Origin of the sequence: Agrobacterium sp. a22-2, assembly GCF_012276985.1 — a bacterium.
Lineage (GTDB): Bacteria > Pseudomonadota > Alphaproteobacteria > Rhizobiales > Rhizobiaceae > Allorhizobium.
Genome location: NZ_JAAXMM010000004.1, coordinates 110,948 through 133,975, shown reverse-complemented (window position 1 = coordinate 133,975; position 23,028 = coordinate 110,948). Strand labels below are relative to the sequence as shown.

Sequence of the window (23,028 nt, the reverse complement as noted above, 5' to 3'; positions counted from 1 at the left end):
GGGCTTTTCCCCTGTTCTGCGACATGTCATATAGGCGTTTAAAAGACGCCGACGAAATACGCGGCAATTGACGCGACAGGAAAGAAAGACAGGGACCCCATGGCGCAGGACCACATCCGCTACGACATACTGGCTCAGGACGCACTGCGTGGCGTCATCCGCAAGGTTTTGACGGAAGTGGCAGCGACGGGCCGTCTTCCCGGCGAGCATCATTTCTTCATCACCTTTCTCACCGGCGCACCGGGCGTGCGAATCTCCCAGCATCTGAAATCGAAATATGCCGAACAGATGACCATCGTCGTCCAGCACCAGTTCTGGGACCTCAAGGTCACCGACAGCCTGTTCGAGATCGGCCTGTCCTTCTCCGACACGCCGGAAAAGCTGGTGATCCCGTTCAACGCCATCCGCGGCTTCTATGACCCCTCGGTCAATTTCGAACTCGAATTCGACGTGCCGCTGGCCGACGAGGACGAAACCACCGCCGAGATCACCGCCTATCCGGTCAACACCGCCGAAAAGGTGGAAGACGGCGAAGAACGCAAGGACGGCGGCGACGAGGAAAAAAAGCCCGGCTCCGTCGTCTCGCTCGATTCGTTCCGCAAGAAGCAGTAAATCCGCAATCCGGGGACGGATGGATCTTTCCGTCCCTGTCACGCCTCGACGGGAGCGCCCATGTCCGCTGATGTCGTCAATCTGCGCCAGTTTCGAAAAGCCAAAGCGCGTACCGAGAAGGAAAAACAGGCGGACCAGAACCGCCTGACCTTCGGGCGAACCAAGGCCGAAAAGACCCTGACGGACAGGCTCCGGCAGAAGGCCGAACAGGCGCTGGACGCCGGCCATATCGAAAAACCCGAATCAAAAGAATAGCTTGGCCCGACCAAAAAACGATTCCGGATCAGCCGCTTGCCGGCATGTCCGGAATCAGGTTGGCAAGCCCCTCACAGTCTGCTTCAAGGTCTCATGATCCGAAAACACTCCACGACCCTTCGCGGCCATCGCACCAGCCTGTCGCTGGAAGACGTGTTCTGGGAAGAGCTGAAAGCAATCGCCGCGTCGCGCAAAATGGCGCTGGCCGCCCTGATCGCCGAGATCGATTCGGCACGCGATCCCGCCGGCAATCTGTCCTCGGCGCTGCGGATCTATATTTTCAATTGGCTGAAAACCGCCCGCTGACCAGCCGTCAGCACCGCGTCAGGGCAATCACGTAGCGAGCAGCATCCGGCCCCGGATTGAAGAACACGCAATCCGATGGTGCACCGAGTTGCAGGCAGTCGCCCGCCTCCAGACGGTGCAGCCTCTCGCCCTCGGTAAAGTCGAGCCGTCCCTCCAGCAGCCAGATCTGCTGATGCTGGAAGGCGAAGGCCGATGCCGGATAGGGCACGCACACACCGGCCGGCAGCATGACATCCAGCAATTCGAAATGGCCGCCATTGGGCGGTGACACCGAGCGCCGGGTATAGCCGGTCTCGGGATCGGTCCAGACCGGCTGGGCATCGCGCCGTGCCAGTCGCTCCCCGGCCCGCTCCGCCAGCGCCAGCAGCACCGACAGGGGAAGACCGAAGGCACCCGACAGCCGGCCGAGCACTGTGGCGGTCGGACTGGCCTCGCAGCGCTCGATCTTGCTGATCATCGCCTTCGACACGGCCGACCGCTCGGCGAGATCCGACAGCGACCAACCACGCGCCTCCCGCTCGATCTTCAGCCTTACGGCAATCGCTTGGGCCACTTCCCTCTCAGCCGTTTCTCTCACTCCACCCATCCCATGCCGCGGGACAATCCATCGATAGACCCGCCGTCCGGCAAACTGTCATCTTCTATAGTGGACGACTGTCAAAACATCGACAAGTCTGCCCTCGGGCCGAGGCTTGGTAATAGCTATCGAACGCAAGGAAATCCAGTGCCCGGCAATGCAAGGGCGCTTGCCGGCGGGCCTCGCTGGCAGCTTTTGCGTTATCCAGCATAATAGTTTTATTTGATAACGAATAATTCAGGATCTTGCCCTAGCGTGTCTTGACGCCGATGGAGATGATCGGCCTCGATGCATATCCGTATTACGGCCCGCCGCAGTGTCGATAGCGGCCCGCAGTTCATCGAGATCACCGCATGATGCGGATTTTTCCTCAGCAATTTGAAAAAAGCGAGATTGAAGATGGTCACTGCAATATCATCGGCGTCGACCGCGGCATCCACCGCATCGATCAGTTCCACCAGTTCGTCCAAGGGTTCTTCCCAGGCCGAGATCACCAAGCTTCAGACCGAGATTTCCACCAAACAGGCGGAAATCGACGACGAGGAAGACGAAGACGCCAAGTCTGATCTGGAAACCGAGCTTGCGTCCCTAAAAGCCGAACTGGCCGCCCTTCAGGCAAAGCAGGCACAGCAGGCCGAGCAGACGCAGGAAGGCACCCAAATGCAACGGCCATGGGGTGACATGCCCCCACCGCCGATGCCGCGTTTTTCCGGCGAAAGCGAAAACATCGGTTCGAAGAACTTCGACTCCGAAACGCCTTTTGGCCAGCGTTATGCCTACGTCTGAGCAAGCAGACATCGGAGAACGAAACGGCGGCCCTCGGGTCGCCGTTTTTGTTTTAAGATTGCCGTAGCAATGTCCTCAGTTCACGCCCGGCAGACTGTCGAACCGAAGGCCGGCCGGCGGCAGGTTTGCGCCGCGCTCGACGGTATCCGTGTTCGGCACAGGTACGGGATTGGCCGCCGCCGGTGCGTCGGCCGGTGGGACGACCGGCGGATCCACGGCGCGGGCCGCTTCGGCTGCCCGCCGCTCGACCTCTTGACGTGCAGCCGCTTCCTCGGCCGCCAACCGAGCCTTCTCGGCCTCCTCGCGTCTCAGACGCTCCTCGGCTTCCGCCTTCTCCCGCGCCACCTGGCGCTCGGTCGCCTGAAAGCGGTAGAGCGCCACCTCGCGCCGCAACCGTTGCTTCTCCAGCACATTCGACTGCATCGTTTCGACCCTGCGCCGCTCGCGCTCAAAGGCGCGCAGCGACAGGTAATTGGTGAGATCAGCCACATCGAGGCTTCGGTCGGGTCCGGCAAGATCGCCTTCATAGAGCATCCGGAACGCCGGCTCGGCCCCATCCAGCACCTCGTCGCCGGCATTGAGTGAAATGCCGATGGCTGCCGACAGCTGCCGTTCTGTCAGATCGATCCGCCCCTCGCCCAAAAGCTGCGCCGCCTGCGTTGCCACAGCCACGTTCTGGGCGCGCACCACGCCGTCGGTCACGGTAAAGGGAACGACAAGGGCACCCAGCACCGCCTCGCCCTGGCCAACCAGCGGCGTCACGATGGCGCTGACCGCATCGACCCCAATCTCGCCCTCGATCGCATCGGCACCCTTGAGAACGGCCGCAAACAGATTGAGGTTAAGCGCCGGCACCGTCAGCCCGCTCACCCGCAATTCGCCCGAGCCGTTAGCAGACGACAGCAGGTCGGCAGCGCTCTTGCCGCTCGTTTCCGAGACCAGCGTCAGATCGAACTTGCCTTTGGCCGCGGGATGGCCGGCCGGCCCACTGAGCACGGCCTCCAGATCGCCCCCCGTCAGATCCAGCCGCATCTGCGAAAAGGCGGTACCCTCGCCATTCGACAGCATCAGCCGGCCCGCCGCACTGCCGCCCAGCCAGCCGCCCTTGATATCCTCAAGCGCCAGCGTGCCGTCCTGGAGCGACAGATTGGCGGAAAAGCCGGTGACAGGGCCGAACACCCCTGGATCGAAAGCCTTGGCCCGCAATGCAATCGCCGCGTCGACACTGCCCGGCACCATGCCGGCGATCGGTTCGGACGAAAGGTCTCCCGATAGAGGATCGCTGACCGAACCGAGAACCGTTTCGGCAAGCCATGAAAGATCCGTATGATCGAGTTCAAGCACTCCACCGATCCGCGGCACAGCGCCACTTTGGTCGAGGTTGAGCGTGCCGGCCACGGCATTCGACGCGATCGTGCCGGTAAGCCCGTTTATGTCCAACCGTTCTCCCTTGGCCGACACATCGGCCGCCAGACGGACCGGCAGTCCAGACCCGGTCTGCGGCGGCACGATGGCATTCATGATCAGGTACGGCTCGATATCGGCACTTTCGAGCGTCACATGGCCGCTGCCCTGCAGGAAGGACGCAGCCGAAAGATCGACCTTGCCCGTCGCCGTCAGCGCCGTCCGGTCCGCCGACAGCCGCAGGTCTGCATCGGCCTGCTCCGTGCCGGTTTGTTTCAGCTCAAGGGACGCCTGGGCCGCACCGCCGACCGGAATCGGCAGCGGCCGCAGGCCCAACTGGCCAAGCAGAACAGACGGCTCGGGATTGTCGAGTTTCGCATTGATCGCAACCGTTGCGTCGCCCATGAGATCGAGCAGGCTGTCGCGTGAATAGTCGATAGCGACGTGGCTGCCGTTGGAGCGGCCATCGGCCTTGATCTTCAGGCCGCCGGCCTCAGCCTCGCCGAAGGCTGCACTCAACGTCAGGTCGGTGTCTATATACCACTCGGCATTGGCGACCATCCGGTCGAGGACGGGATGCGGCGGCAGCTTCTGCTGCAGCATCGCCAGAAACGCTGTGGGATCTGCGGCGCGAAGCGTCACCGTCGCCTTGCCGCTATAGTCGAGCAGCGACCCCTCAGCCTCGCCCGAAGCCTGAACCGTCGCGCCGGCCAGATCGCCGACATTGAGACGCTGCAAGGAAAAGCCACCATCGGCGAAGGTGAAGATGGCATCGACACCATGGGCGTTCACGCCGAAGGCCGAAAAATCGTCCACCTTGATCTTCGCGGCGATCAGGTGGTCCAGCATGCGATCGTCGCTCTGCTCGCCGGCAACCAGCGTCGCCAGCGCCCGCATCGCATCGAAATCGAATGCGTTGCCGGCCAGATCGATCGACAGGTTCGGCCGTTTGCCGTCAAAAGACTGCCGCTCGACGCGGCCGAGAAGCCGGGCCGGGCCAACGGACAATTCCAGCTTCTCGAAACGCTGGAGCTGCGTTGTCAGGTTGACCGCAGCGGAAAAGCCGGCGGACTTCATCTGCCGGATCGTTGGGTCCACCTCACCCGTCAGCCAGCTCGCCAGTCCGGAAGGCTGGGTGGAGGCGACCAGCATATCGCCGTTGAACGACGGCTCGCCCTGCAGGTTGAGCTTGCCCGAAACCTCGGCATGGGTGCGGCCCGGAAGGAGCGCCACCGCCCGATCGACGGTCCAACCCGTTCCGGCCGGCCGCAGATCGAGTTTTATGTCGCGGATCACCGTATCGCCGACGACGATCGCCGGCAGGGACAGGCTGGCGCGGCCGGCAACCGTCGGAATGGGAATATCGGCCGCCATCGCCACCAGGGCGTTGATCCGCTGCTGCACCGAACTGGCCGCCCGACGCCCCGTCTTGCCGGTCGGCGGCGCCTCGACATTGATGCTGTTCACGTCGATCTGCTGTCCCTCGGCGGTCAGCAGGAATTCCGGCGCCCGGCCCGTGTCGAGCGTCGCCTCGCCGGTCACGGCGTAAGGGTTGTCGAGACCGCCCAGCTCCAGGCGATAGTCGGGAATGCGAATGCGGTCATTGGCAAGCTCGAAGGAGCCCTTGGCCCGCGGCTCCGGCGCCGGCTTTTCGCCAGCGTTTTTGTCGGCCGGCTCGGCTTGCAGCTCAGCCTGGAACTTGCCCTTGTAGGTCGGCCTGCCCTCGGCAATGGCCAGGTCCCCGTCGAGATCGAATTGCACGGGGTGGTGATCCGGATCGAGGCGCAGCCTGACCGGTACGGCACCCGTTTCGGCATTGGGCAGCAGGCTCGACAACGCGAAGGCGCCGGCCTGGCCGTCCAGTTCGGCCCGGCCATTGACGGTCCATGGGCCGGCCAGCGAGCGGGCCGACATATCGGCATTGAGGCCGCGCACCACCCTTGTCCGCCCGGCCTGCTCGTCGACCAGTTCGATCACCCCGTCGGTGACGTGGATGTTTTCGAGAACCACGGTGCGGGCAGGAATGGCGGAATGGCCGTTGCGTAGCCAGTCGAGCGTGCCGTCGGCCAGAAGTCGCAACTGCACCTTCGGTCCCTCGAGGCGCATGTCGAAGATCCGCGCCTCGCCGGACAGGAAGGGTGCCAGCTCTGCATCCATCGAGAAGCGGTCGGCCCTGACCAGCGGCCGGCCCTGCTCGTCCTGACCGACCGTGACATCACTGAACGTGACCGACGGAAACGGCAGGATGCGCGCCTCGACGGCACCATGCACCGTCACCTTCTTGCCGATGATCCGGCTGGCCTGGTCCTCGAAGTCCTTGCGAAAATCCGTCCAGGTGATGAACAGGGGCGCCAGCAGCGCCGCAAACAGCACCAGGACCAGAAGCCCGCCACAGAAAACCAATAACCGTCCGAGCACCTGTGCTCACTCCGTTCGTTCTCTCAAGGGTTGGGCAACCCTATCTGCTGCGTTGCGAAGGCGCAAACGCCCATTGCTATAATCGGAAGATCTTGCCCGGATTGAAGAGATTGTCCGGATCGAGCCCACGTTTGACCTGCCGCATGACATCGAGCGCCGGACCGAGTTCCTGCTCGAGGAAACTCATCTTGCCCTGCCCCACCCCGTGCTCGCCGGTGCAGGTACCGTCCATGGCCAGCGCCCTCGTATTGAGGCGGGAAACGAAGGCCTCGGCGCGCGCCACATCCTGCGGGTTCTTGGCATCGAACAGCACCAGAACGTGAAAATTGCCGTCGCCGGCATGACCGACGATCGGCGCCAGCAGACCGGTCTCGCGAATATCGGCTTGAGTCTCGGCCACGCAGTCGGCAAGCCGCGAGATCGGCACGCAGACATCGGTCGACAACCCGTTCAAGGTCGGATCGAGTGCCATGCCCGCCCAATAGGCATTGTGTCGCGCCTTCCAGAGCTGACTGCGCTCTTCGGCGTTGGCCGTATAGAGGAACTCGTCGGCGCCGAATTCGGCGGCGATTTCCTTGAACTGCTCGGCCTGCAGGGCGACGGTTGCCTCCGTGCCGTGGAATTCAAGGAACAGCGTCGGTTTTTCGGCATAGGAGAGCTTCGAATAGGCATTGCAGGCCCGCATCTGCGTCTCGTCGAGCAGTTCGATCCGGGCGACCGGGATGCCCATCTGGATCGTGGTGATCACCGCATCGCAGGCCGCCTTCAGGCTCGGAAAACCGCAAACGCCGCCGCCGATTTTTTCCGGAATGCCCTGCAGCTTGAGGGTGACCGAGGTGATGACGCCGAGCGTGCCTTCCGCGCCGATGAACAGCCGCGTCAGGTCGTAGCCGGCCGATGTCTTCTTGGCCCGGCGCGCCGTGCGGATTTCCTCGCCATTGGCCGTCACCACCGTCAGCGACAGCACATTGTCCTTCATCGTGCCGTAGCGCACGGCATTGGTGCCGGATGCCCGCGTCGAGGCCATGCCGCCGATCGAGGCGTTGGCGCCGGGATCGATGGGAAAGAACAGGCCGGTATCACGCAGATGGGTGTTCAGCTCCTCGCGCGTGATGCCGGGCTCCACGGTGCAGTCGAGATCCTCGGCATTGACGGCAAGAACCCTGTTCATGCGGCTGAAATCGATGGAGATTCCGCCAGCAGACGCATTGATCTGCCCCTCCAGCGACGTGCCGGTGCCAAACGGGATCATCGGCACCTTGTGGGCCGCACAGGTCTTGACGACCGCCGATACGTCCTCGGCGCCTTCGACAAAGACGACGCCATCGGGAAGCTGTGCCGGCAGATAGGTGGTGGTGTGGGCATGCTGCTCGCGAAACGACTGCCCGGTCTGGAAACGCTCCCCGAAGGACTGCTTCAGCAGACCGAGAACAGTGGCGATCCCCGCCTCGTTGCGAACCCCTGCGACAACGTCCTTCAATGCCATGGAACGGCCCTCTCGAATTGCCGCGCCAGATGCGGGGCATGCTTAGCAAATATCGAGGAGGTATGAGCCAAGTCGATCCCGCTTGTCCAGAGGACAAAGAGGCTGTTGCAACAACGATTTGCAAGGTACTTCCCCCACGCGTCGTCGCATCAAACCCAGCGGTAGACCCTGCCGGTTGCCGAGACCGTGCCCGGCGGATCACCAAAATCCGCGACGGGATACTCGACCACATCAAGCAGACGCGCCCGCGGCAACGGTTTTCGCCCGGGATCGCCGACCAACACGGGGATGCCGCGCGCCACGGCCGACGCCAGGACGATCGATACAGTGCACGCCAGATCCCTGTCATAGAAGAGATCGCCAACCAGGATCATCTCGAAGCCGGCCAGCGCCACGTCGGCCACGTCACCCTGCAAAAATTGGGCGTCGACGCCATTGGCGTCCGCGTTCAACCGCGCCGCCGAAATCGCCCAGGCATCGATATCGATTCCGGTAACCGAGGCTGCCCCCGTCAGCGCCGCGGCAATGGCCACCAGCCCGCCGCCGGTGCCGAGATCCAGCACATGGCGGCCAACGACCGCTTCGGGCCGTTCCGCGATATAGCGCACCAGCGCCAGGCCGCCAGCCCACGGATGCGCCCAATAGGGCGCCGCCGAGCCGACCAGGTTCGACAGCCCGCTGGAGGAACCAGCACGGTAGAGTTTCAGGTCGCAAAGACTGGTTCCCGCGAGGCCGGACGGCACCTGCAAGGTCAGCCGGTCGCGAATCAAGGCTGACCTCTTGGCCTCGCCATCCGGGAGCAACAGTCGGGGTCCGTCGTCCACGGTCAAGGCCAAAGCGTCTCGGCAAACAGGGTCAACAACCGCTGCCAATGCCGCTCGGCCGCCGTCTCGTCATAACCGGAATGGTCCGGAATGCACCAGCCATGGGCCGCGCCGACATAGTTTTCCAGGGCAAACCCCACCTCGGCACGACGGAATGCCTCGACGAAACGGGTCGATTGCTCCGGCGGAAACGAACCGTCGATGCCGGCTGTCCCGACATAGACCCGCGCCTTGATGTCGGCGGCCCGCAGATGCGGGCTGTCGACCGCATCGCTGGCCAGGTTTCCGCCGTGAAAACTCGCGGCCGCTGCGATCCGTTCGGGATAGGCCGCCGCCGCCGTCAGCGCCCGGGCGCCGCCCATGCAATAGCCAACGACGCCGATCGGTCCCCTGGCGCCTGCCGCCTCCAGCGCCGCGATGAAGAAACCGGTATCGGCTTCCGTCATCGCCTGAGTGGTCGCGCCGATCATGCCGCGAAGCTGGCGCGCCGTCTCGTCATGCTTGAACGCCGTCGCCGCCTCGAACGGGCCGTAGGGACCGAGGCGATAGTAGAGATCGGGCACCAGAACGGCGTAACCTTCCGCTGCCATGCGCTCAGCCATGGAATAAAGCGCCGGCCGCGGCCCGAAGGCATCCATATAGAGAACAATGCCGGGCACAGGGCCGGACGCCGATGACGGCATGGCAAGAAAGCCTTTGGCCACGCCGTCGCCCATGGCGATATCAATCGTCGATGTCGTCAAACGTATATTCCCTTTGTGCCGAGGTTCTTGGCGATCACTCGGCCGCGATCGGCAGCGTGTCCTGTTCCTTGGCCGGTGTGCGCGACGCCAGTGCCAATTCCTTATGGAACCGCTGCTCTTCATCGGCATGCGGCTTGGCGAAGCGGGCGATCAGAAGATAGGCCACGGGCGTGATATAGAGCGTAACAAGCGTTGCCAGGCCAAGGCCACCGACGATGACCCATCCCAGCGCGATGCGGGCCTCGGCGCCTGCCCCTTCGGCCAGCACCAGCGGAACGCCGCCGATCACGGTCGCGATCATCGTCATCATGACCGGCCGAAGCCGAAGCTTGCACGCCTTCTCGATGGCCGAGCGCACATCCTCGCCACGGTCGCGCAGCTGATTGGCAAATTCGACGATCAGGATGCCGTTCTTGGCCATGACGCCGACCAGCAGCACAAGGCCGATCTGGCTGTAGACGTTGAGGCTAGAGCCGGTGACCACCAGGGCGAACACCGCGCAGGCAAGGCCAAGCGGCACGGTCGACATGATGATCAGCGACGACAGGACGCTTTCGAACTGGGCCGCCAGAACCAGGAAGATGATGGCAATGGCAAAGCCAAAGGTCAGAAGCATGCCGTTCGAGTTTTCGGCAAGCGTCGCAGCTTCGGCAAGCGGCTTCAGGCGCGCGCCGGGCGGCAACAGCGGCTGAGCCAGCGCCGTCACCTGCTCGACAGCCTGACCGAGCGACACGCCCTCCTTCAGGCCGGCGGAGAAGGCCACAGATGCCATCTGCTGCTCGCGGTTGAGTTCCGGCGCAACGGCCTTTTCCTCAAGGTTGGCAATCGTCGACACCGGCACGATCCGGCCATCGCCGGCTTTCAGGAAGATGTTTTCGAGATCCGTCGGATCGTCGACCGGACGGGTGGTGGAGGTCAGTTTCACCGGGATGGCCTCGCCGTCGACGAAGACATCGACAACCGAACGACCTTCCAGAAGCGACTGCAGCGCCGTGCCCAGCCCATCGATATCGATGCCGAGATCGGAAGCGCGTTCGCGGCTGACGGTCACGGAGATCTGCGCCTGGCTCGGTTCGGTCTGCAGGCGCGGCGTGTCGAACAGGCCGGTCGTGCCCATCTGCTGAACCAGCTTGATCGCCGCCTGCGTCAGTTCGGCGTGATTGTTGCCGACGATGGCCATCTGCAGGCCGTTGCCGGCGCCGCGGATGCGCAGGCTGTTCTGTTGCATCGCGAAGCCGCGCAGACCCGGCACCTTCGCAGCGGCCGTATTGACATCGGCGACAATGTCATTCTGCGTCCGTTCGCGCTCGGCCCACGGCGCCAGCGTCAGCACCATGAAGCCGCTGTTCGACGAGCCGCCCTGCCCGGAGATGGAAAAGATGTTGCGGATCTCGCCGCTGTCGCGCAACGGCTGCAGATTTTCCTCGACCCGCTGCAATTGGTCCTGGGTGTAGCTGAGGCTCACCCCCTGCGGCGCGGTCAGCCGCATCAGCACCACGGCCCTGTCTTCCTGCGGCGTCAGCTCGTTCGGCACCAGCAGAAAGGCGCCATAGGCCGCCACGGAAAACACGATGGAAAACGCGATGACCACCATGGGCGCGTTGAAGCAGGATTGCAATGTCCGGGCATAGAGGCCGGCAAATGCCTTGCCGAACCAGTCGAGAGGCCCGTGCTTTTCCGCCATCGGCCGTGTCAGCATGCGGGACGCCAGCATCGGGCAGAGCGTCAGCGCCGTCACCGACGACAGGGCAACGGCAAACGCCAGCACGAAACCGAACTCTCGGAAAAGCCCGCCGAGTTGCCCCGGCAGGAAGGATAGCGGAATGAACACGGCGGCGAGCGTCGCTGTCGTCGCGATGACGGCAAAGAACACTTCCTGGGTGCCGAGCACGGCGGCAGCCCGCGGCCCCATGCCTTCGGTGCGGCGCCTGACGATGTTCTCCAGAACGACGATAGCGTCGTCCACCACAAGCCCGGTCGCCAGAACGATGGCGAGCAGCGTCAGGATGTTGATGGAAAAGCCGACAAGATAGATGGCGATCAAGGTGCCGATCAGTGCCACCGGCATGGTCAGCGCCGGGATCAACGTGGCGCGCCAGTCGCGCAGGAACAGGTAGATCACCACCACGACGATGAAGGCCGACAGCGACAGTGCGATCTCCACCTCGTGCAGGGCGCCCTGGATGAAGACTGCATCATTGCTGGTAATGGCAATCCGTGTGCCTTCCGGCAGGGTTTTCGACATTTCGGCGACAGCCGCCTCGACACCCGCCGAAATATTCAGCGTATTGGACTGCGCCTGGCGGATGATGCCAAGGCCGACGCCCTGCACGCCGTTCGACCGCAGCGCCGTGGTGCCGTCATCGGCGCCGAGCATCACGGTCGCCACGTCGCGCAGCCGCACCCGGTTGCCGCCGATCAGGATATTTTCGAAATCCTCAGGCGTCGACAGATTGGCCGTGGCCCGCACGACGATGTCCTGCGTCGCCGATTCCAGCGAGCCTGCCGGCACGTCGAAAGCCGCCGTCTGCAACGCGTCCGACAGATCCGCGATCGTCAGCCCGCGGCTGGCCAGCGCCGATTGGTCGACATCGACGCGAAACACCTTCTCCTGGTCGCCGTAGAGCTCCACGTCGGCAACGCCGTCGACGGCCGCAAGCCGGTCGGAAATCTCGTTTTCGACCAGCAGCGTCAGGTCTTCCATGCTGAGCGTCGAGGACGTGGCGGCAAGCCGCATGATCGGCTGGGAATCGGAATCGGCCTTGACGATGCGCGGCTCGTCGGCGTCGTCCGGCAACTGGTCGGTGATCCGGCCAAGGGCGTCGCGCACATCGTTGGCGGCCACGGCAAGATCGGCGGTATCGTTGAATTCCAGTGTTACGCGGCTTGACCCAAACTGCGAAGAGGACGAGATCGATTTCAGGCCGCTGACGCGGGCGACGGCCCCCTCGATGACTTCGGTCAGTTCCTGATCGATGGTCTGCGCCGAAGCGCCATCATAGGTGGTTCTAACCGTGATAACCGGTTGATCCACATCCGGCAGCTCGCGCACTTCGACACCGAACAGGGCGGCAAGGCCTGCGACCACCAGCAGAGTATTCAATACGGCCGCAAAGATCGGTCGCCGCACGAACATCGCGGTAAAGGTGTTCGACGCACCCCCACTGCTGCTGCCACCATGACTGTTGGATTCAACGCTCATCAGCTTGCCACCTCAGCCGTCTCCGCCGCACCGGCAATACGCACGGTGCCCCCTTCCCGAACCCGTTGCAAGCCTTCAATGGCAATGGCATCGCCTTCTTTGAGATCGGCATCGACCAGAACGGAATCCGGATTGCGCTGGATGATGCGGACCCGCGTCTTCGTCGACTTGTCGTCGCGGATCTGCCAGACGAACGAACCTTCCGAATCCCACTGGATGGCCAACGGATCGACGGACGGATAGGTCTCGCCGGGAAAGGCCATGGTCACGCCGAACGACATGCCGGCCCGCAATTCGTCGTCGGTGTTGGGAATGCGGGCGCGAATGCGGATGGTACGGCTGGCCTCGTCGAGACGGTTGTCGACGGCTTCCACTTCACCGGAGAAGACCTTGCCCGGCCGGGCGACTGAACTGGCCTCGACCGGCATGCCGGGCTTGACGGCGATCGCGAAGCGCTCCGGCGCCCAGAAATCGACCAGCAGTTCGGAGCGGTTGTCGATCGACACCACGCTGGTGGACGTCGTGGCATTGTCGCCGATATTGACCGCAACGATGCCGACGATCCCGTCGATCGGCGCGACGATCGAGCGCCGCTTGAGGCTCAATTGGGCATTGGTCAGATCAAGCTGCGCCGTCTCGACGGCGATCTGCGCATCGAGAACCTCGAGACGGGAGAAGCTTGCCAGGTTTTTGTAGGACGCGGATTTTTCGGTCGCGCTGCGCAGCAGAACTTCAGCCTGATCCCGCAGGATCACCTGCTCGTCATCGTCAAGGCGCGCCAGAACCTGCCCCTTGGTCACCCTTTCGCCGGACGAGACCAGGATCTCGTTGATCGTGCCGGTCGCCTGCGGCATGACGGTCACCGACTGGATGGCCTCGCCATTGCCGATCGCATTCAGCCTATCGTTGACGATGCCGTTGACCACGGGCTTGGTAGCCACCAGCGTCGCCTGCGGACCGCCGCGGCGGGACTGGCCGCTGCCGGCATTGCCCGCTCCGGAGGCCGATGCCTTGCCACTGGCGGGCGCCGGCTCGGCCGTTTGCGACGGACGCAGCATGGCCACCACGCTGTCCGGCAGGCCGAGCCGCGCCAATGTATCCGCAGCGCCCGGCACGAAGACGACCCAGCCGACGAAACAAACAAACAGCAGTACTGCACTGATCAGAAACTGTTTCCAAAGTCGCATTCAAGTCTCCAGATCGGGCATGGATTTGATGACCCAAGTATCGTTTGTTGCGGCCGCTCACGCAATGCCGCATCGCCTTGGTTACGGAATTGTAATATCACTGGATTTTCACGCTTTCGTGAACTGAAAGGCGGCTTCCGGCGTCGGCCGTGCCTGGCGGCAGGCAATAGGACGGCAGCGCGGTTTGCGCATATGAGAGAGCAATGCGGTACCGACTGGAATGAAACCAGAACATCTTTTCTGGCCTTTCGGATCCGAATCACTACATTGAGCCCCATGAGCAACGGTTTCGACGACATACCCTTTTTCGATGAAGAGCCCGCCCCGCGCAAAGCGCCCGGCGGCCCGGCATCGACAGCACCTGAGACCGGCACTGCGGCCCCGTCCGGCATTGCCGCCCGCGCCATGGCGGCCCGCGACCAGAACCGCACCCCGGATTATTTGAGCGGCCTCAACCCGGAACAGCGTGCCGCGGTCGAGGCGCTCGACGGTCCCGTTCTGGTTCTGGCCGGCGCCGGCACCGGCAAGACGCGCGTGCTGACCACCCGCATCGCCCATATCCTCGCCTCCGGCCGCGCCTTCCCGAGCCAGATCCTGGCCGTCACCTTCACCAACAAGGCGGCCCGCGAGATGAAGGAGCGCATCGGCCATCTGGTCGGCGGTGCCGTCGAGGGCATGCCCTGGCTCGGCACCTTCCACTCGATCGGCGTGAAAATCCTGCGCCGCCATGCCGAACTGGTCGGCCTGCGCTCCGATTTCACCATTCTCGATACCGATGACGTGGTCCGGCTGATCAAGCAGCTGATCCAGGCCGAGGGCCTGGACGACAAGCGCTGGCCGGCAAAACAGTTCGCCGGCATGATCGACGGCTGGAAGAACAAGGGGCTCGATCCCGCCCAGATCCCCGAAGGCGACGCCCGCGCCTTTGCCAATGGCAAGGGCCGCGAACTCTATGCCGCCTATCAGGCCCGCCTGAAGACACTGAACGCCTGCGATTTCGGCGACCTGCTGCTGCACCCGATCCGCATGTTCCGCGCCAATCCGGATATCCTGCGCGATTACCACGGACGCTTCAAATATATCCTGGTGGACGAGTATCAGGACACCAATACGGCGCAATATATGTGGCTGCGGCTTCTGGCGCAGCGGCCCAAGGATGTGCCGCAGAACGTCTGCTGCGTCGGCGACGACGACCAGTCGATCTACGGCTGGCGCGGCGCGGAAGTCGACAATATCCTGCGCTTCGAGAAGGATTTTCCCGGCGCCAAGGTCATCAAGCTGGAGCGCAACTACCGCTCCACCGAGCATATTCTCGGTGCCGCCGGCCACCTGATCGCCCATAACGAGGGCCGGCTCGGCAAGACGCTGTTCACCGACCGCCGCGACCCGGAAGACGAGAAGGTCGTCGTGCATGCCGCCTGGGATTCGGAGGAGGAAGCCCGCGCCGTCGGCGAGGAAATCGAGCAGTTGCAGCGCAAGGAGCATCGTCTCAACGACATGGCGATCCTGGTGCGCGCCTCGTTCCAGATGCGCGAGTTCGAAGACCGCTTTGTGACGCTCGGCCTCAACTACCGCGTCATCGGCGGCCCGCGCTTCTACGAGCGCCTGGAAATCCGCGATGCCATGGCCTATTTCCGCATGGTCTGCCAGCCGGCCGACGATCTCGCCTTCGAGCGCATCGTCAACACGCCGAAGCGTGGCCTGGGTGATACGACGATCCGCAATCTGCACGACTATGCCCGCGCCCGCGACATTCCCATGCTGGCTGCCGCCAGCGACATCATCGAGACCGACGAGCTGAAGCCAAAAGCCCGCAAGGCACTGTTCGACGTCGTCACCGATTTCCGCCGCTGGCAGTCGCTGCTCGAAAACACCCCCCATACCGAGCTCGCCGAGCAGATCCTCGATGAGAGCGGCTATACCGCCATGTGGCAGAACGACAAATCAGCCGAAGCGCCGGGCCGGCTGGAAAACCTCAAAGAGCTGGTACGCTCGATGGAGGCCTTCGAGAGCCTGCGCGGCTTCCTGGAGCATGTCTCGCTGGTCATGGATACCGAGCAGAATGCCGAAATGGACGCCGTGTCGATCATGACGCTGCATTCGGCCAAGGGCCTGGAATTCGAAACCGTCTTCCTGCCCGGCTGGGAGGAAGGCCTGTTTCCACACCAGCGGGCGCTCGACGAAGGCGGTCGCTCGGGGCTGGAAGAAGAGCGCCGCCTTGCCTATGTCGGCCTGACCCGCGCCAAGCGGCGCTGCCACATCTGGTTCGTCTCCAACCGCCGCATCCACGGCCTCTGGCAATCCACCCTGCCTTCGCGCTTCCTGGATGAACTGCCGGCAACTCATGTCGATGTCGCCCAGTCCGAACAGTCCTATGGCGGCTACGGGCGCGGCGGTTACGGCCAGTCGCGCTTCGACAAGGCCGAGCCCTTTGCCAACAGCTATTCGACGCCGGGCTGGAAACGCGCCCAGGCCAACAAGACCGACGCCACCCGCGACAACTGGGGCAACCGCTCCGGCCATGCCGTGGAACGCATCGGCTACGGCGAAAGCGGCCCGCGCGCCAAAACCATCGATGGCGAGTTGATCGCCAAATCGACCAGCACCGAACCCTCGAAATTCACCCTCGGCGACCGCGTCTTCCACATGAAATTCGGCAACGGCAATGTGGTCGGCATCGAAGGCAACAAGCTCACCATCGATTTCGACCGGGCCGGCCAGAAACGCGTGCTGGACGGGTTTGTGGAGCGGGTGTGAGGGGCGAAGGCAAATCGATTCGAGGCTCTCGCCACGCCCGGTAACCGAGCAGCGGGGATCACGTCACACCCTACGCGCCAGCCTCTCCCGTACCAGCGCCTTCAGCAGATCCATCACTGCGCGCACCCGCGGCACATGGCGCAACCGCTCATGGGTCACCAGCCAGATTTCCGCCGCCGGCGGTACAGGAGGGCGGAAGCAGAGCACGAGTTCGGGATCGCCTGCAGCGATGAACTCGGAATAGAATCCGATGCCGAGACCGTTGCGAACACTGGCAAAGACCGCCGGAACCGTATTTTGCCGCAGCAGCAACCGCTCCAGCGGAAAGTGCTGCCTGGCCCAGTCGAAGATTGGCCGGCCCTTTGCATGCGTATCGATGCCGATCAAGGCGTGGCCGGTCAGTTCCTCCACATTTTTCGGCACGCCGTTGCGAGAACCATAGTCGCGCGAGCAGTAGAGGCTCCAGTGATCCTCAACCAACTTGACACCGACCAGCCCAGGATCCGTGGGCGCTGGTGCCGCCCGCAACGCGACGTCGGCTTCACCCTTGGCAAGGTCTCGTAACAGGTTGCTGGTATCCACTTCCAGCCGAATGCCCGGATGGGATTGCCTTAATCGCCTTGTCAGCTCCGGCAGCACCAGTGCGGCCAGCACCTCATTGGTGGTGAAGCGCACGGCCTCGGAAGTCTCGCGCGACAGGCTGCTCACCGCACTGGAAAAAGCGTCTACCGCCTGGCGCACAGCGTCCGCAGGCGCGATCAGTGCTGTGCCTGCAGCAGTCAGCACATAACCGGTGCGCCGCTTGTCGAACAACTGAACGCCGAGATCGGCCTCAAGCGCCGCGATCCGGCGCGACACCGTGCTCTGGCTGACCTTCAGCACCCTGGAAGCCGACAGCGTTGACCCCGTCTCGGCAACCGACAGCAGGAAGCGCAGATCGTCGACATTGGTGGGTTGAGTCACGTTATGCAAATCCGGTGAAGAGCGCAGAAAAAACGGTGTTTGATGCAAAAACGCCAACAATCTACACCGCTTTCATTGCCCGCGAAACGTGTCTGCGGACCAAAATTCGCCATTTACCGCAACAGCCAGGAGAAACGCCCATGCGCCCAGCGCTCGTGCCTGCCCATACCCGTATCGTCAATCATTTCAACAAGGAAACCTTCGTCTTTACCGATCCCTATGAGGACGGCAAATCGAGCCGCATGGATGTGATCCTCGGAAAAGGTGGCTCGGGCGGAGGCAATGCCATCGCCCATATCCACCCTGGGACCGACGAAATCTTCACCGTCAACAGCGGCTGCGTAATGGTGATGATCGATGGCAAGGAATACTATGCACAGGCAGGTCAGTCGATAACCGTGCCGAAAGGCGCCAGCCATTTTTTCCGCAATGCCTTCGACGGCGACACGCACCTGACCGTGGCCTTCGTCACAGCCCAGCAGCATCTGCGGTTCTTCCTGAACATCGCCCGCTGGACCTCGCAATATCCGAGTTATTTCCAGCCGGACGGCTCGGTCAAGCTTCTGCCGATCGCCCTGGCACTCCATGCCTTCCCGGACCATCTGTATATCTCTGGTCCGCCGGTCTGGCTGCAGAAGGCACTGTATGCAGCCCTCGCCCCGATCGCGCGCCTCATGGGCTACCGCCTGGCAACCGAGCCTGTCAGCAAGGCCGAGCGGCGCGCCCTGGAAAACGACCAGGCCTTTGCCGCCTGACGGCTTCGGACACGGTGTGGCGGGTTGCCGCGCCCGTCTTGATAAATTCAGGACAGCGTTGGGGCGCTACATGCAAGAAGCTCTATCGATGGGCCAGATCCTTACCCGAAACGCGCCATTTCCGGAAGCCCTCAGGCCTCGGCTATCGCTTCGCCACCATGCAGCCGCATGAGCTCAAACTGCACCGCTTCCTGGAAATCCATGATTTCGGCCCGCATGATGTCTTCCGGGCAGCCGAGCGAGAGCAGTTCGGCGCCCAGCGACCGGCAAGTGGTGCGCCAGAACTGGACGGCATCGGGGCCGTGGCATTGGTCGAGCTTTTCGGCGGAGGTGCGCACCAGATCGCGGCGGCTGGCCAGGGGGAAGAAGGCGATCTTCGCGGCGGCCAGGCTGTCGAACTCAGATACTGTCATGCGAACCATCCTCACGTTACGGCATCTTTTCTAGGCCGGCCATGGTTAACGTTTGGTTTCGGCCTGCCGGCTTGGCGCGCTTTTCCCTTTGGTCCGCCATTTTGCCATGAAAAACCCTCCGGGCATGGGCGCCCGGAGGGTTCGGCTCCTCGCAGTCAAAGACGATGCGTTCAGATCATTCGGTCGGCAGCGTATAAGCGATGACATAGTCGCCCGGCTTTGTGCCGACCGAGCCGTGGCCACCCGCCACCATCACCACATACTGCTTGCCGCTATCGAGCGCATAGGTCATCGGCGTGGCCTGTCCGCCGGCCGGCAGGCGGGCCTTCCACAGCTCCCGGCCGGTCGTCAGGTCATAAGCCCGCAGATAGTTGTCGACAGCCGCTCCCAGGAAGGCGACGCCGCCCTTGGTGATCATCGGACCGCCGATGCCCGGCACGCCGACCTTGAAAGGCAGCGGCAGCGGCGTCATGTCGTGCACGGTGCCGTTCTTGTGCTTGTAGGCAATCTCGCCGGTGCGCAGGTCCGCGCCGGTGACATAGCCCCACGGCGGCGCCTGGCAGGGAATGCCGATCGGCGACAGGAACGGACCCATGTAGACGCCATAGGGCGCGCCATCGTTGCGGTTCAGGCCCTGTTCGCTGCCCTTTTCGCCCTGCCCCTTTGGCGGAACCTGATCGCGCGGCACCAGCCTGGAGGTGAAGGCCAGATAGGTCGGCATGCCGAACATCACCTGGCGTTCCGGATCAACGGCCACGGAACCCCAGTTGAACGTGCCGAAATTGCCGGGATAGATCAGCGAGCCTTCCAGCGACGGCGGCGTGTAGCGACCCTCGTATTTCAGCTTGTGGAACTCGATGCGGCACAGCAGCTGGTCGAACAGGCTGACGCCCCACATATTCTTCTCGGTGAGCGGCGGCGGCGAGTAGGTGAGGTCCGAGATCGGCTGGGTCGGTGACGTGAAATCGCCTTCGACAGCTCCACCCGGCGCCGGGATTTCCTTGACCGGGATGATCGGCTCGCCTGTACGGCGATCGAGCACGTAGATATCGCCCTGCTTGGTCGGGCCGACCAAAGCCGGTACGGCAGAGCCATCTTTCGCTGTGATGTCGAACAGAACAGGCTGGGCCGGCACGTCCATGTCCCAGAGATCGTGATGCACGGTCTGGCGCACCCAGCGGTCCTGACCGGTGCGCATGTCGAGCGCCACGATGGACGACGAATATTTCTCGACATTGTCCGACCGGCCGATGCCGATCTGGTCGGGCACCTGGTTGCCGAGCGGCACATAGATGAGACCCAGCTGCTCGTCGACCGAGAACACCGACCAGCTGTTGGGCGAGTTGGTGGTGTAGGTCTGGCCTGCCGGCAGCGGCGCAGTCTGGGTCGGATTGCCCGAATCCCAGTTCCACACCAGCGCGCCGGTGTTGACGTCGAAGGCGCGAATGACGCCGGACTGTTCCTGCGTCGAATAGTTGTCGTTGACAGCACCTCCGACAATGATCTTGCCATCGGCGATGACAGGCGGCGAGGTCGAATAGTAGTATCCGGCGGGATTATACTTCATGCCGGTTTCCAGGTGCAGCACACCCTTGTCGGCAAAGCTCTCGCAGACCGTGCCGCTGGCGGCATCGAGCGCGATCAGGCGCGCGTCCGAGGTCGGCAGATAGACACGCTCGGCGCAGGCAGCACCGGGCGCGATCGCCGGATCGGCATAATAGGTGACACCACGGCAAGTCTGGTGCTGGCGATCCGGGTTCATGCCGGCATTGGCATCATATTTCCACTTTTCCTTGCCGGTCGCTGCATCAAGCGCGATCGCCCAATTGTGCGGCGTGCAGAGATACAGCGAATTGCCGACTTTGAGCGGCGTCACCTGATAGGTGGTCTCGCCGACATCGTCGGGACGCTTGACGTCGCCGGTCTGGTAGGTCCAGGCGACGTCGAGCTTGGCGACGTTGTCCGTGGTGATCTGGGCAAGCGGCGAATAGCGCTGGCCAAAAGGCGTGCGGCCATATTGATGCCAGTCGCCGTCGGGAACCTGTCCGCCATAGCTCGGTGCCACAGTCGATGCCGCCTCGGTCGGCAGGTTGCCGGAGAGATCATGCGGATCGGTGGTCATCGAATATCCGGCCACGCCGATGGCGATGACAACCGGAATGGCGACCGGCCAGGGGCTGGCGCTGTAGCGAAACCCTTCGAGGCTGGTAAAGCCGAGCGGCCGGCGCACCCAGGGCGTCAAGAGCCACAGACCGGCCAGCACCACGACACCGCCGCGCGGGCCGAGCTGCCACCAGTCGAAACCGACTTCCCACACCGCCCAGGCAAGCGTGCCGAGCAGGAACACGCCGTAGAGCCAGAGGGCCAGCGGCTTTCGCAGGAAGAGGAGAATGGCGGTCGCGACGAAGGCGAGGCCGGCGATGAGGTAATACACGCTGCCACCAAGGGCCACGAGTTCACCGCCCCCGATGCCAAGGACAATGCCGATGGCGCCGAAGACGACGGCGGTCAGGAGGAGGACCATTTTGATATCCCGAAATTGTTTAAATAAAAGAGGCGGGCGCTGGCGGCCCGGCGTTGCTGCAGGCCCCAGCGTGGGGCCTAACGCCGGGAACATGATTTTGTTCCATCACCACCTGAAAAAATTGATGAAAGTCAAACCTGTTCGGATGAGCTGCGCCATATGCTTTCCGGCTTGATCCCTGCCGCGCCGCTTGCCATGCTGTGTGCAACGCAAGAACAAGGGACCATCCATGACCAAGGCATTGCTGCTGATCGATATCCAGAACGGCTTCTGCCCCGGCGGCAATCTGCCGGTGGCCGAAGGCGACGCAATCGTGCCGGTTGCCAATGCGCTGATGGCCAGCGGCCGCTATGATCTGGTGGTCGCCTCGCAGGACTGGCATCCGGCCAATCACGGCAGCTTCGCCTCGCAGCATCCCGGCAAGGCGCCGTTCGATATCGGCGAACTCTCCGGCAAACCGCAGATGATGTGGCCGGACCATTGCGTGCAGGGGACGAGCGACGCGGCGTTTCATGGCGATCTCGACACGGCCAAGATCGACTTCGTGCAGCAGAAGGGCCAGAATCCCGCCGTCGATAGCTACTCGGCCTTCCGCGACAACGACCAGGCGGCCCTGACCGGCCTTTCCGACTATCTCAAATCGAAGGGTGTGACCGAACTCGACCTCTGCGGCCTTGCCACCGACTATTGCGTCAAATTCTCGGCCGTCGATGCCGTGGAGATGCTGCCCGGCGTGACGGTCCGCTTCATCGAGGACGCATCGCGCGGCATCGATCCGGCCGGCGTCACGGCGGCCATCGAAGAGATGAAGGCGAGAGGGGTCGAGATCGTCACCAGCAAGACACTGCTCCCGTAGACCACTTCCTTCGATGTCCGCCGATTGATTTCCGCGGCCATCCGCGCTAGGTCAGCCCCGCCATTGGGGGAGCGGAGGAGCCGGATATGGAAACCATCACCACCATTGCAGACTTGCGCGACAGGCTGGCTCCGGCCCGCCGCAGCGGCCGGTCGATCGGCTTCGTGCCGACCATGGGTTACCTGCATCAGGGGCATTTGCAACTCGTCGCCCGCGCCAGGGCCGACAATGCGGTGACGGTGGTGTCGATCTTCGTCAATCCGCTGCAGTTCGGCGCCAATGAGGATCTGGCCAAATATCCCCGCGATCTGGCCCGCGACAGCGCCATGCTTCAGGCCGCCGGCGTCGATATCCTCTTCGCGCCCGGTGTCGAGGACATGTATCCGCAGCCGATGCAAACGGTGGTCGATGTGCCGACGCTCGGATCCGAGCTTGAAGGTGCCGCCCGCCCCGGCCATTTTGCCGGCGTCGCCACCGTGGTCACCAAGCTGTTCAACATCGTCCAGCCGGATGCCGCCTATTTCGGCGAAAAGGACTACCAGCAGGTGGCGATCATCCGCCGCATGGTGGAAGACCTTGCCCAGCCGGTGCGCATCGTGCCTGTCGAAACCGTGCGGGAAGCCGATGGCCTCGCCTGCTCGTCGCGCAATGTCTATCTGTCACCCGAAGAAAGATCGGCCGCCGTGATCGTGCCGAAGGCGCTGGCCGAAGCCGAGCGGCTGTTTGCCCACGGCCTGCGCGATCCCAATGCCATGGAAACCGCGATTACCGACTTCATCCGCCGCGAACCCCTGGCAGAGCCGGAGGTCGTCGCCATCCGCGATCCGCAGACCTTGGTCGGGATCGACACCATCGCCGGTTCCTTCCTGTTGCTTGTCTTCGTGCGCATCGGCACGACAAGGCTGCTCGATAACCGCGTCATCGGCGCACCCGCCCAAACCGGCATGGAGGCCGCCTGAC

General features: G+C 63.3%; 18 protein-coding genes. 8 read left to right on the top strand and 10 right to left on the bottom strand.

The annotated features are described in order from the left end of the window. Positions 1-99 precede the first annotated feature (99 nt). From HFC70_RS07780 to HFC70_RS07770, 3 genes are all read left to right on the top strand, one after another. Positions 100-612 carry an SspB family protein gene (locus tag HFC70_RS07780; RefSeq protein ID WP_168472668.1) on the top strand — a complete coding sequence of 171 codons (513 nt, stop codon included), beginning with the start codon at positions 100-102 and terminating at the stop codon, positions 610-612. 60 nt (positions 613-672) lie between these two features. Next, positions 673-867: a DUF4169 family protein gene (locus tag HFC70_RS07775; protein WP_168472667.1), complete on the top strand. Its 195-nt coding sequence runs from the start codon at positions 673-675 to the stop codon at positions 865-867. A gap of 93 nt (positions 868-960) precedes the next feature. Further along, positions 961-1,173 carry a ribbon-helix-helix domain-containing protein gene (locus HFC70_RS07770; RefSeq protein ID WP_168472666.1) on the top strand — a complete coding sequence of 71 codons (213 nt, stop codon included), beginning with the start codon at positions 961-963 and terminating at the stop codon, positions 1,171-1,173. 7 nt (positions 1,174-1,180) lie between these two features. Here HFC70_RS07770 and HFC70_RS07765 read toward each other — a convergent pair whose 3' ends face one another. Then, on the bottom strand, positions 1,181-1,759 hold the full coding sequence (locus HFC70_RS07765; protein WP_210259182.1) for an XRE family transcriptional regulator: 579 nt from the start codon (positions 1,757-1,759) through the stop codon (positions 1,181-1,183). A gap of 390 nt (positions 1,760-2,149) precedes the next feature. On the opposite strand from HFC70_RS07765, the gene HFC70_RS07760 reads away from it, so the two are divergent. Next, positions 2,150-2,536 carry a hypothetical protein gene (locus HFC70_RS07760; protein WP_168472664.1) on the top strand — a complete coding sequence of 129 codons (387 nt, stop codon included), beginning with the start codon at positions 2,150-2,152 and terminating at the stop codon, positions 2,534-2,536. 75 nt (positions 2,537-2,611) lie between these two features. Here HFC70_RS07760 and HFC70_RS07755 read toward each other — a convergent pair whose 3' ends face one another. From HFC70_RS07755 to HFC70_RS07730, 6 genes are all read right to left on the bottom strand, one after another. Beyond that, complete coding sequence (locus HFC70_RS07755; protein WP_368669576.1) at positions 2,612-6,358, bottom strand: AsmA family protein; 3,747 nt, start codon at positions 6,356-6,358, stop codon at positions 2,612-2,614. A gap of 76 nt (positions 6,359-6,434) precedes the next feature. Further along, entirely contained in the window at positions 6,435-7,844 is a 1,410-nt protein-coding gene (locus HFC70_RS07750; protein ID WP_168472663.1) for an FAD-binding oxidoreductase, read from the bottom strand. A gap of 149 nt (positions 7,845-7,993) precedes the next feature. Further along, the gene (locus HFC70_RS07745) at positions 7,994-8,614 is read right to left on the bottom strand and encodes a methyltransferase (RefSeq protein ID WP_168472662.1); all 621 of its coding nucleotides are present in this window, start codon (positions 8,612-8,614) and stop codon (positions 7,994-7,996) included. 56 nt (positions 8,615-8,670) lie between these two features. Further along, a complete protein-coding gene (locus HFC70_RS07740) occupies positions 8,671-9,351 on the bottom strand; it encodes a dienelactone hydrolase family protein (protein WP_246735692.1) in 681 nt (226 codons plus the stop codon). A gap of 94 nt (positions 9,352-9,445) precedes the next feature. Further along, positions 9,446-12,613, bottom strand: a complete 3,168-nt coding sequence (locus tag HFC70_RS07735; protein ID WP_168472661.1) for an efflux RND transporter permease subunit — start codon at positions 12,611-12,613, stop codon at positions 9,446-9,448. Beyond that, positions 12,613-13,800 (bottom strand): efflux RND transporter periplasmic adaptor subunit, encoded by a 1,188-nt coding sequence (locus HFC70_RS07730; RefSeq protein WP_168472660.1) that lies wholly within the window; start codon positions 13,798-13,800, stop codon positions 12,613-12,615. Before HFC70_RS07730 ends, HFC70_RS07735 begins: the two co-directional genes overlap by 1 nt. 276 nt (positions 13,801-14,076) lie before the next feature. On the opposite strand from HFC70_RS07730, the gene HFC70_RS07725 reads away from it, so the two are divergent. Further along, on the top strand, positions 14,077-16,557 hold the full coding sequence (locus HFC70_RS07725; protein WP_168472659.1) for an ATP-dependent helicase: 2,481 nt from the start codon (positions 14,077-14,079) through the stop codon (positions 16,555-16,557). 63 nt (positions 16,558-16,620) lie between these two features. On the opposite strand, the gene HFC70_RS07720 is transcribed toward HFC70_RS07725, so the two are convergent. After that, positions 16,621-17,520 carry a LysR family transcriptional regulator gene (locus HFC70_RS07720; RefSeq protein WP_168472658.1) on the bottom strand — a complete coding sequence of 300 codons (900 nt, stop codon included), beginning with the start codon at positions 17,518-17,520 and terminating at the stop codon, positions 16,621-16,623. A 140-nt stretch (positions 17,521-17,660) separates the two neighbouring features. Between HFC70_RS07720 and HFC70_RS07715 the strand changes: the two genes are divergently transcribed. Further along, a complete protein-coding gene (locus tag HFC70_RS07715) occupies positions 17,661-18,275 on the top strand; it encodes a cupin domain-containing protein (RefSeq protein ID WP_168472657.1) in 615 nt (204 codons plus the stop codon). Between the two features lie 131 nt (positions 18,276-18,406). On the opposite strand, the gene HFC70_RS07710 is transcribed toward HFC70_RS07715, so the two are convergent. Further along, entirely contained in the window at positions 18,407-18,688 is a 282-nt protein-coding gene (locus HFC70_RS07710) for a DUF6074 family protein (RefSeq protein ID WP_168472656.1), read from the bottom strand. Positions 18,689-18,863: 175 nt separating this feature from the next. Then, the gene (locus tag HFC70_RS07705; RefSeq protein ID WP_168472655.1) at positions 18,864-21,212 is read right to left on the bottom strand and encodes a glucose/quinate/shikimate family membrane-bound PQQ-dependent dehydrogenase; all 2,349 of its coding nucleotides are present in this window, start codon (positions 21,210-21,212) and stop codon (positions 18,864-18,866) included. A gap of 229 nt (positions 21,213-21,441) precedes the next feature. Here HFC70_RS07705 and pncA point away from each other — a divergent pair, with 229 nt between their 5' ends. Then, positions 21,442-22,068 carry a bifunctional nicotinamidase/pyrazinamidase gene (gene pncA / locus HFC70_RS07700; protein WP_168472654.1) on the top strand — a complete coding sequence of 209 codons (627 nt, stop codon included), beginning with the start codon at positions 21,442-21,444 and terminating at the stop codon, positions 22,066-22,068. 86 nt (positions 22,069-22,154) lie between these two features. Further along, entirely contained in the window at positions 22,155-23,027 is an 873-nt protein-coding gene (gene panC / locus HFC70_RS07695) for a pantoate--beta-alanine ligase (RefSeq protein WP_168472653.1), read from the top strand. Position 23,028: the final 1 nt, after the last annotated feature.

Bases quoted from the DNA above. Each gene is read 5' to 3' on its own strand.
- HFC70_RS07765 (WP_210259182.1), bottom strand. From the start codon at position 1,759: ATGGGTGGAGTGAGAGAAACGGCTGAGAGGGAAGTGGCCCAAGCGATT.
- panC (WP_168472653.1), top strand. From the start codon at position 22,155: ATGGAAACCATCACCACCATTGCAGACTTGCGCGACAGGCTGGCTCCG.
- HFC70_RS07710 (WP_168472656.1), bottom strand. From the start codon at position 18,688: ATGACAGTATCTGAGTTCGACAGCCTGGCCGCCGCGAAGATCGCCTTC.
- pncA (WP_168472654.1), top strand. From the start codon at position 21,442: ATGACCAAGGCATTGCTGCTGATCGATATCCAGAACGGCTTCTGCCCC.
- HFC70_RS07775 (WP_168472667.1), top strand. From the start codon at position 673: ATGTCCGCTGATGTCGTCAATCTGCGCCAGTTTCGAAAAGCCAAAGCG.
- HFC70_RS07740 (WP_246735692.1), bottom strand. From the start codon at position 9,351: ATGCCGTCATCGGCGTCCGGCCCTGTGCCCGGCATTGTTCTCTATATG.
- HFC70_RS07715 (WP_168472657.1), top strand. From the start codon at position 17,661: ATGCGCCCAGCGCTCGTGCCTGCCCATACCCGTATCGTCAATCATTTC.
- HFC70_RS07770 (WP_168472666.1), top strand. From the start codon at position 961: ATGATCCGAAAACACTCCACGACCCTTCGCGGCCATCGCACCAGCCTG.
- HFC70_RS07730 (WP_168472660.1), bottom strand. From the start codon at position 13,800: ATGCGACTTTGGAAACAGTTTCTGATCAGTGCAGTACTGCTGTTTGTT.
- HFC70_RS07735 (WP_168472661.1), bottom strand. From the start codon at position 12,613: ATGAGCGTTGAATCCAACAGTCATGGTGGCAGCAGCAGTGGGGGTGCG.
- HFC70_RS07750 (WP_168472663.1), bottom strand. From the start codon at position 7,844: ATGGCATTGAAGGACGTTGTCGCAGGGGTTCGCAACGAGGCGGGGATC.
- HFC70_RS07780 (WP_168472668.1), top strand. From the start codon at position 100: ATGGCGCAGGACCACATCCGCTACGACATACTGGCTCAGGACGCACTG.
- HFC70_RS07725 (WP_168472659.1), top strand. From the start codon at position 14,077: ATGAGCAACGGTTTCGACGACATACCCTTTTTCGATGAAGAGCCCGCC.
- HFC70_RS07760 (WP_168472664.1), top strand. From the start codon at position 2,150: ATGGTCACTGCAATATCATCGGCGTCGACCGCGGCATCCACCGCATCG.
- HFC70_RS07705 (WP_168472655.1), bottom strand. From the start codon at position 21,212: ATGGTCCTCCTCCTGACCGCCGTCGTCTTCGGCGCCATCGGCATTGTC.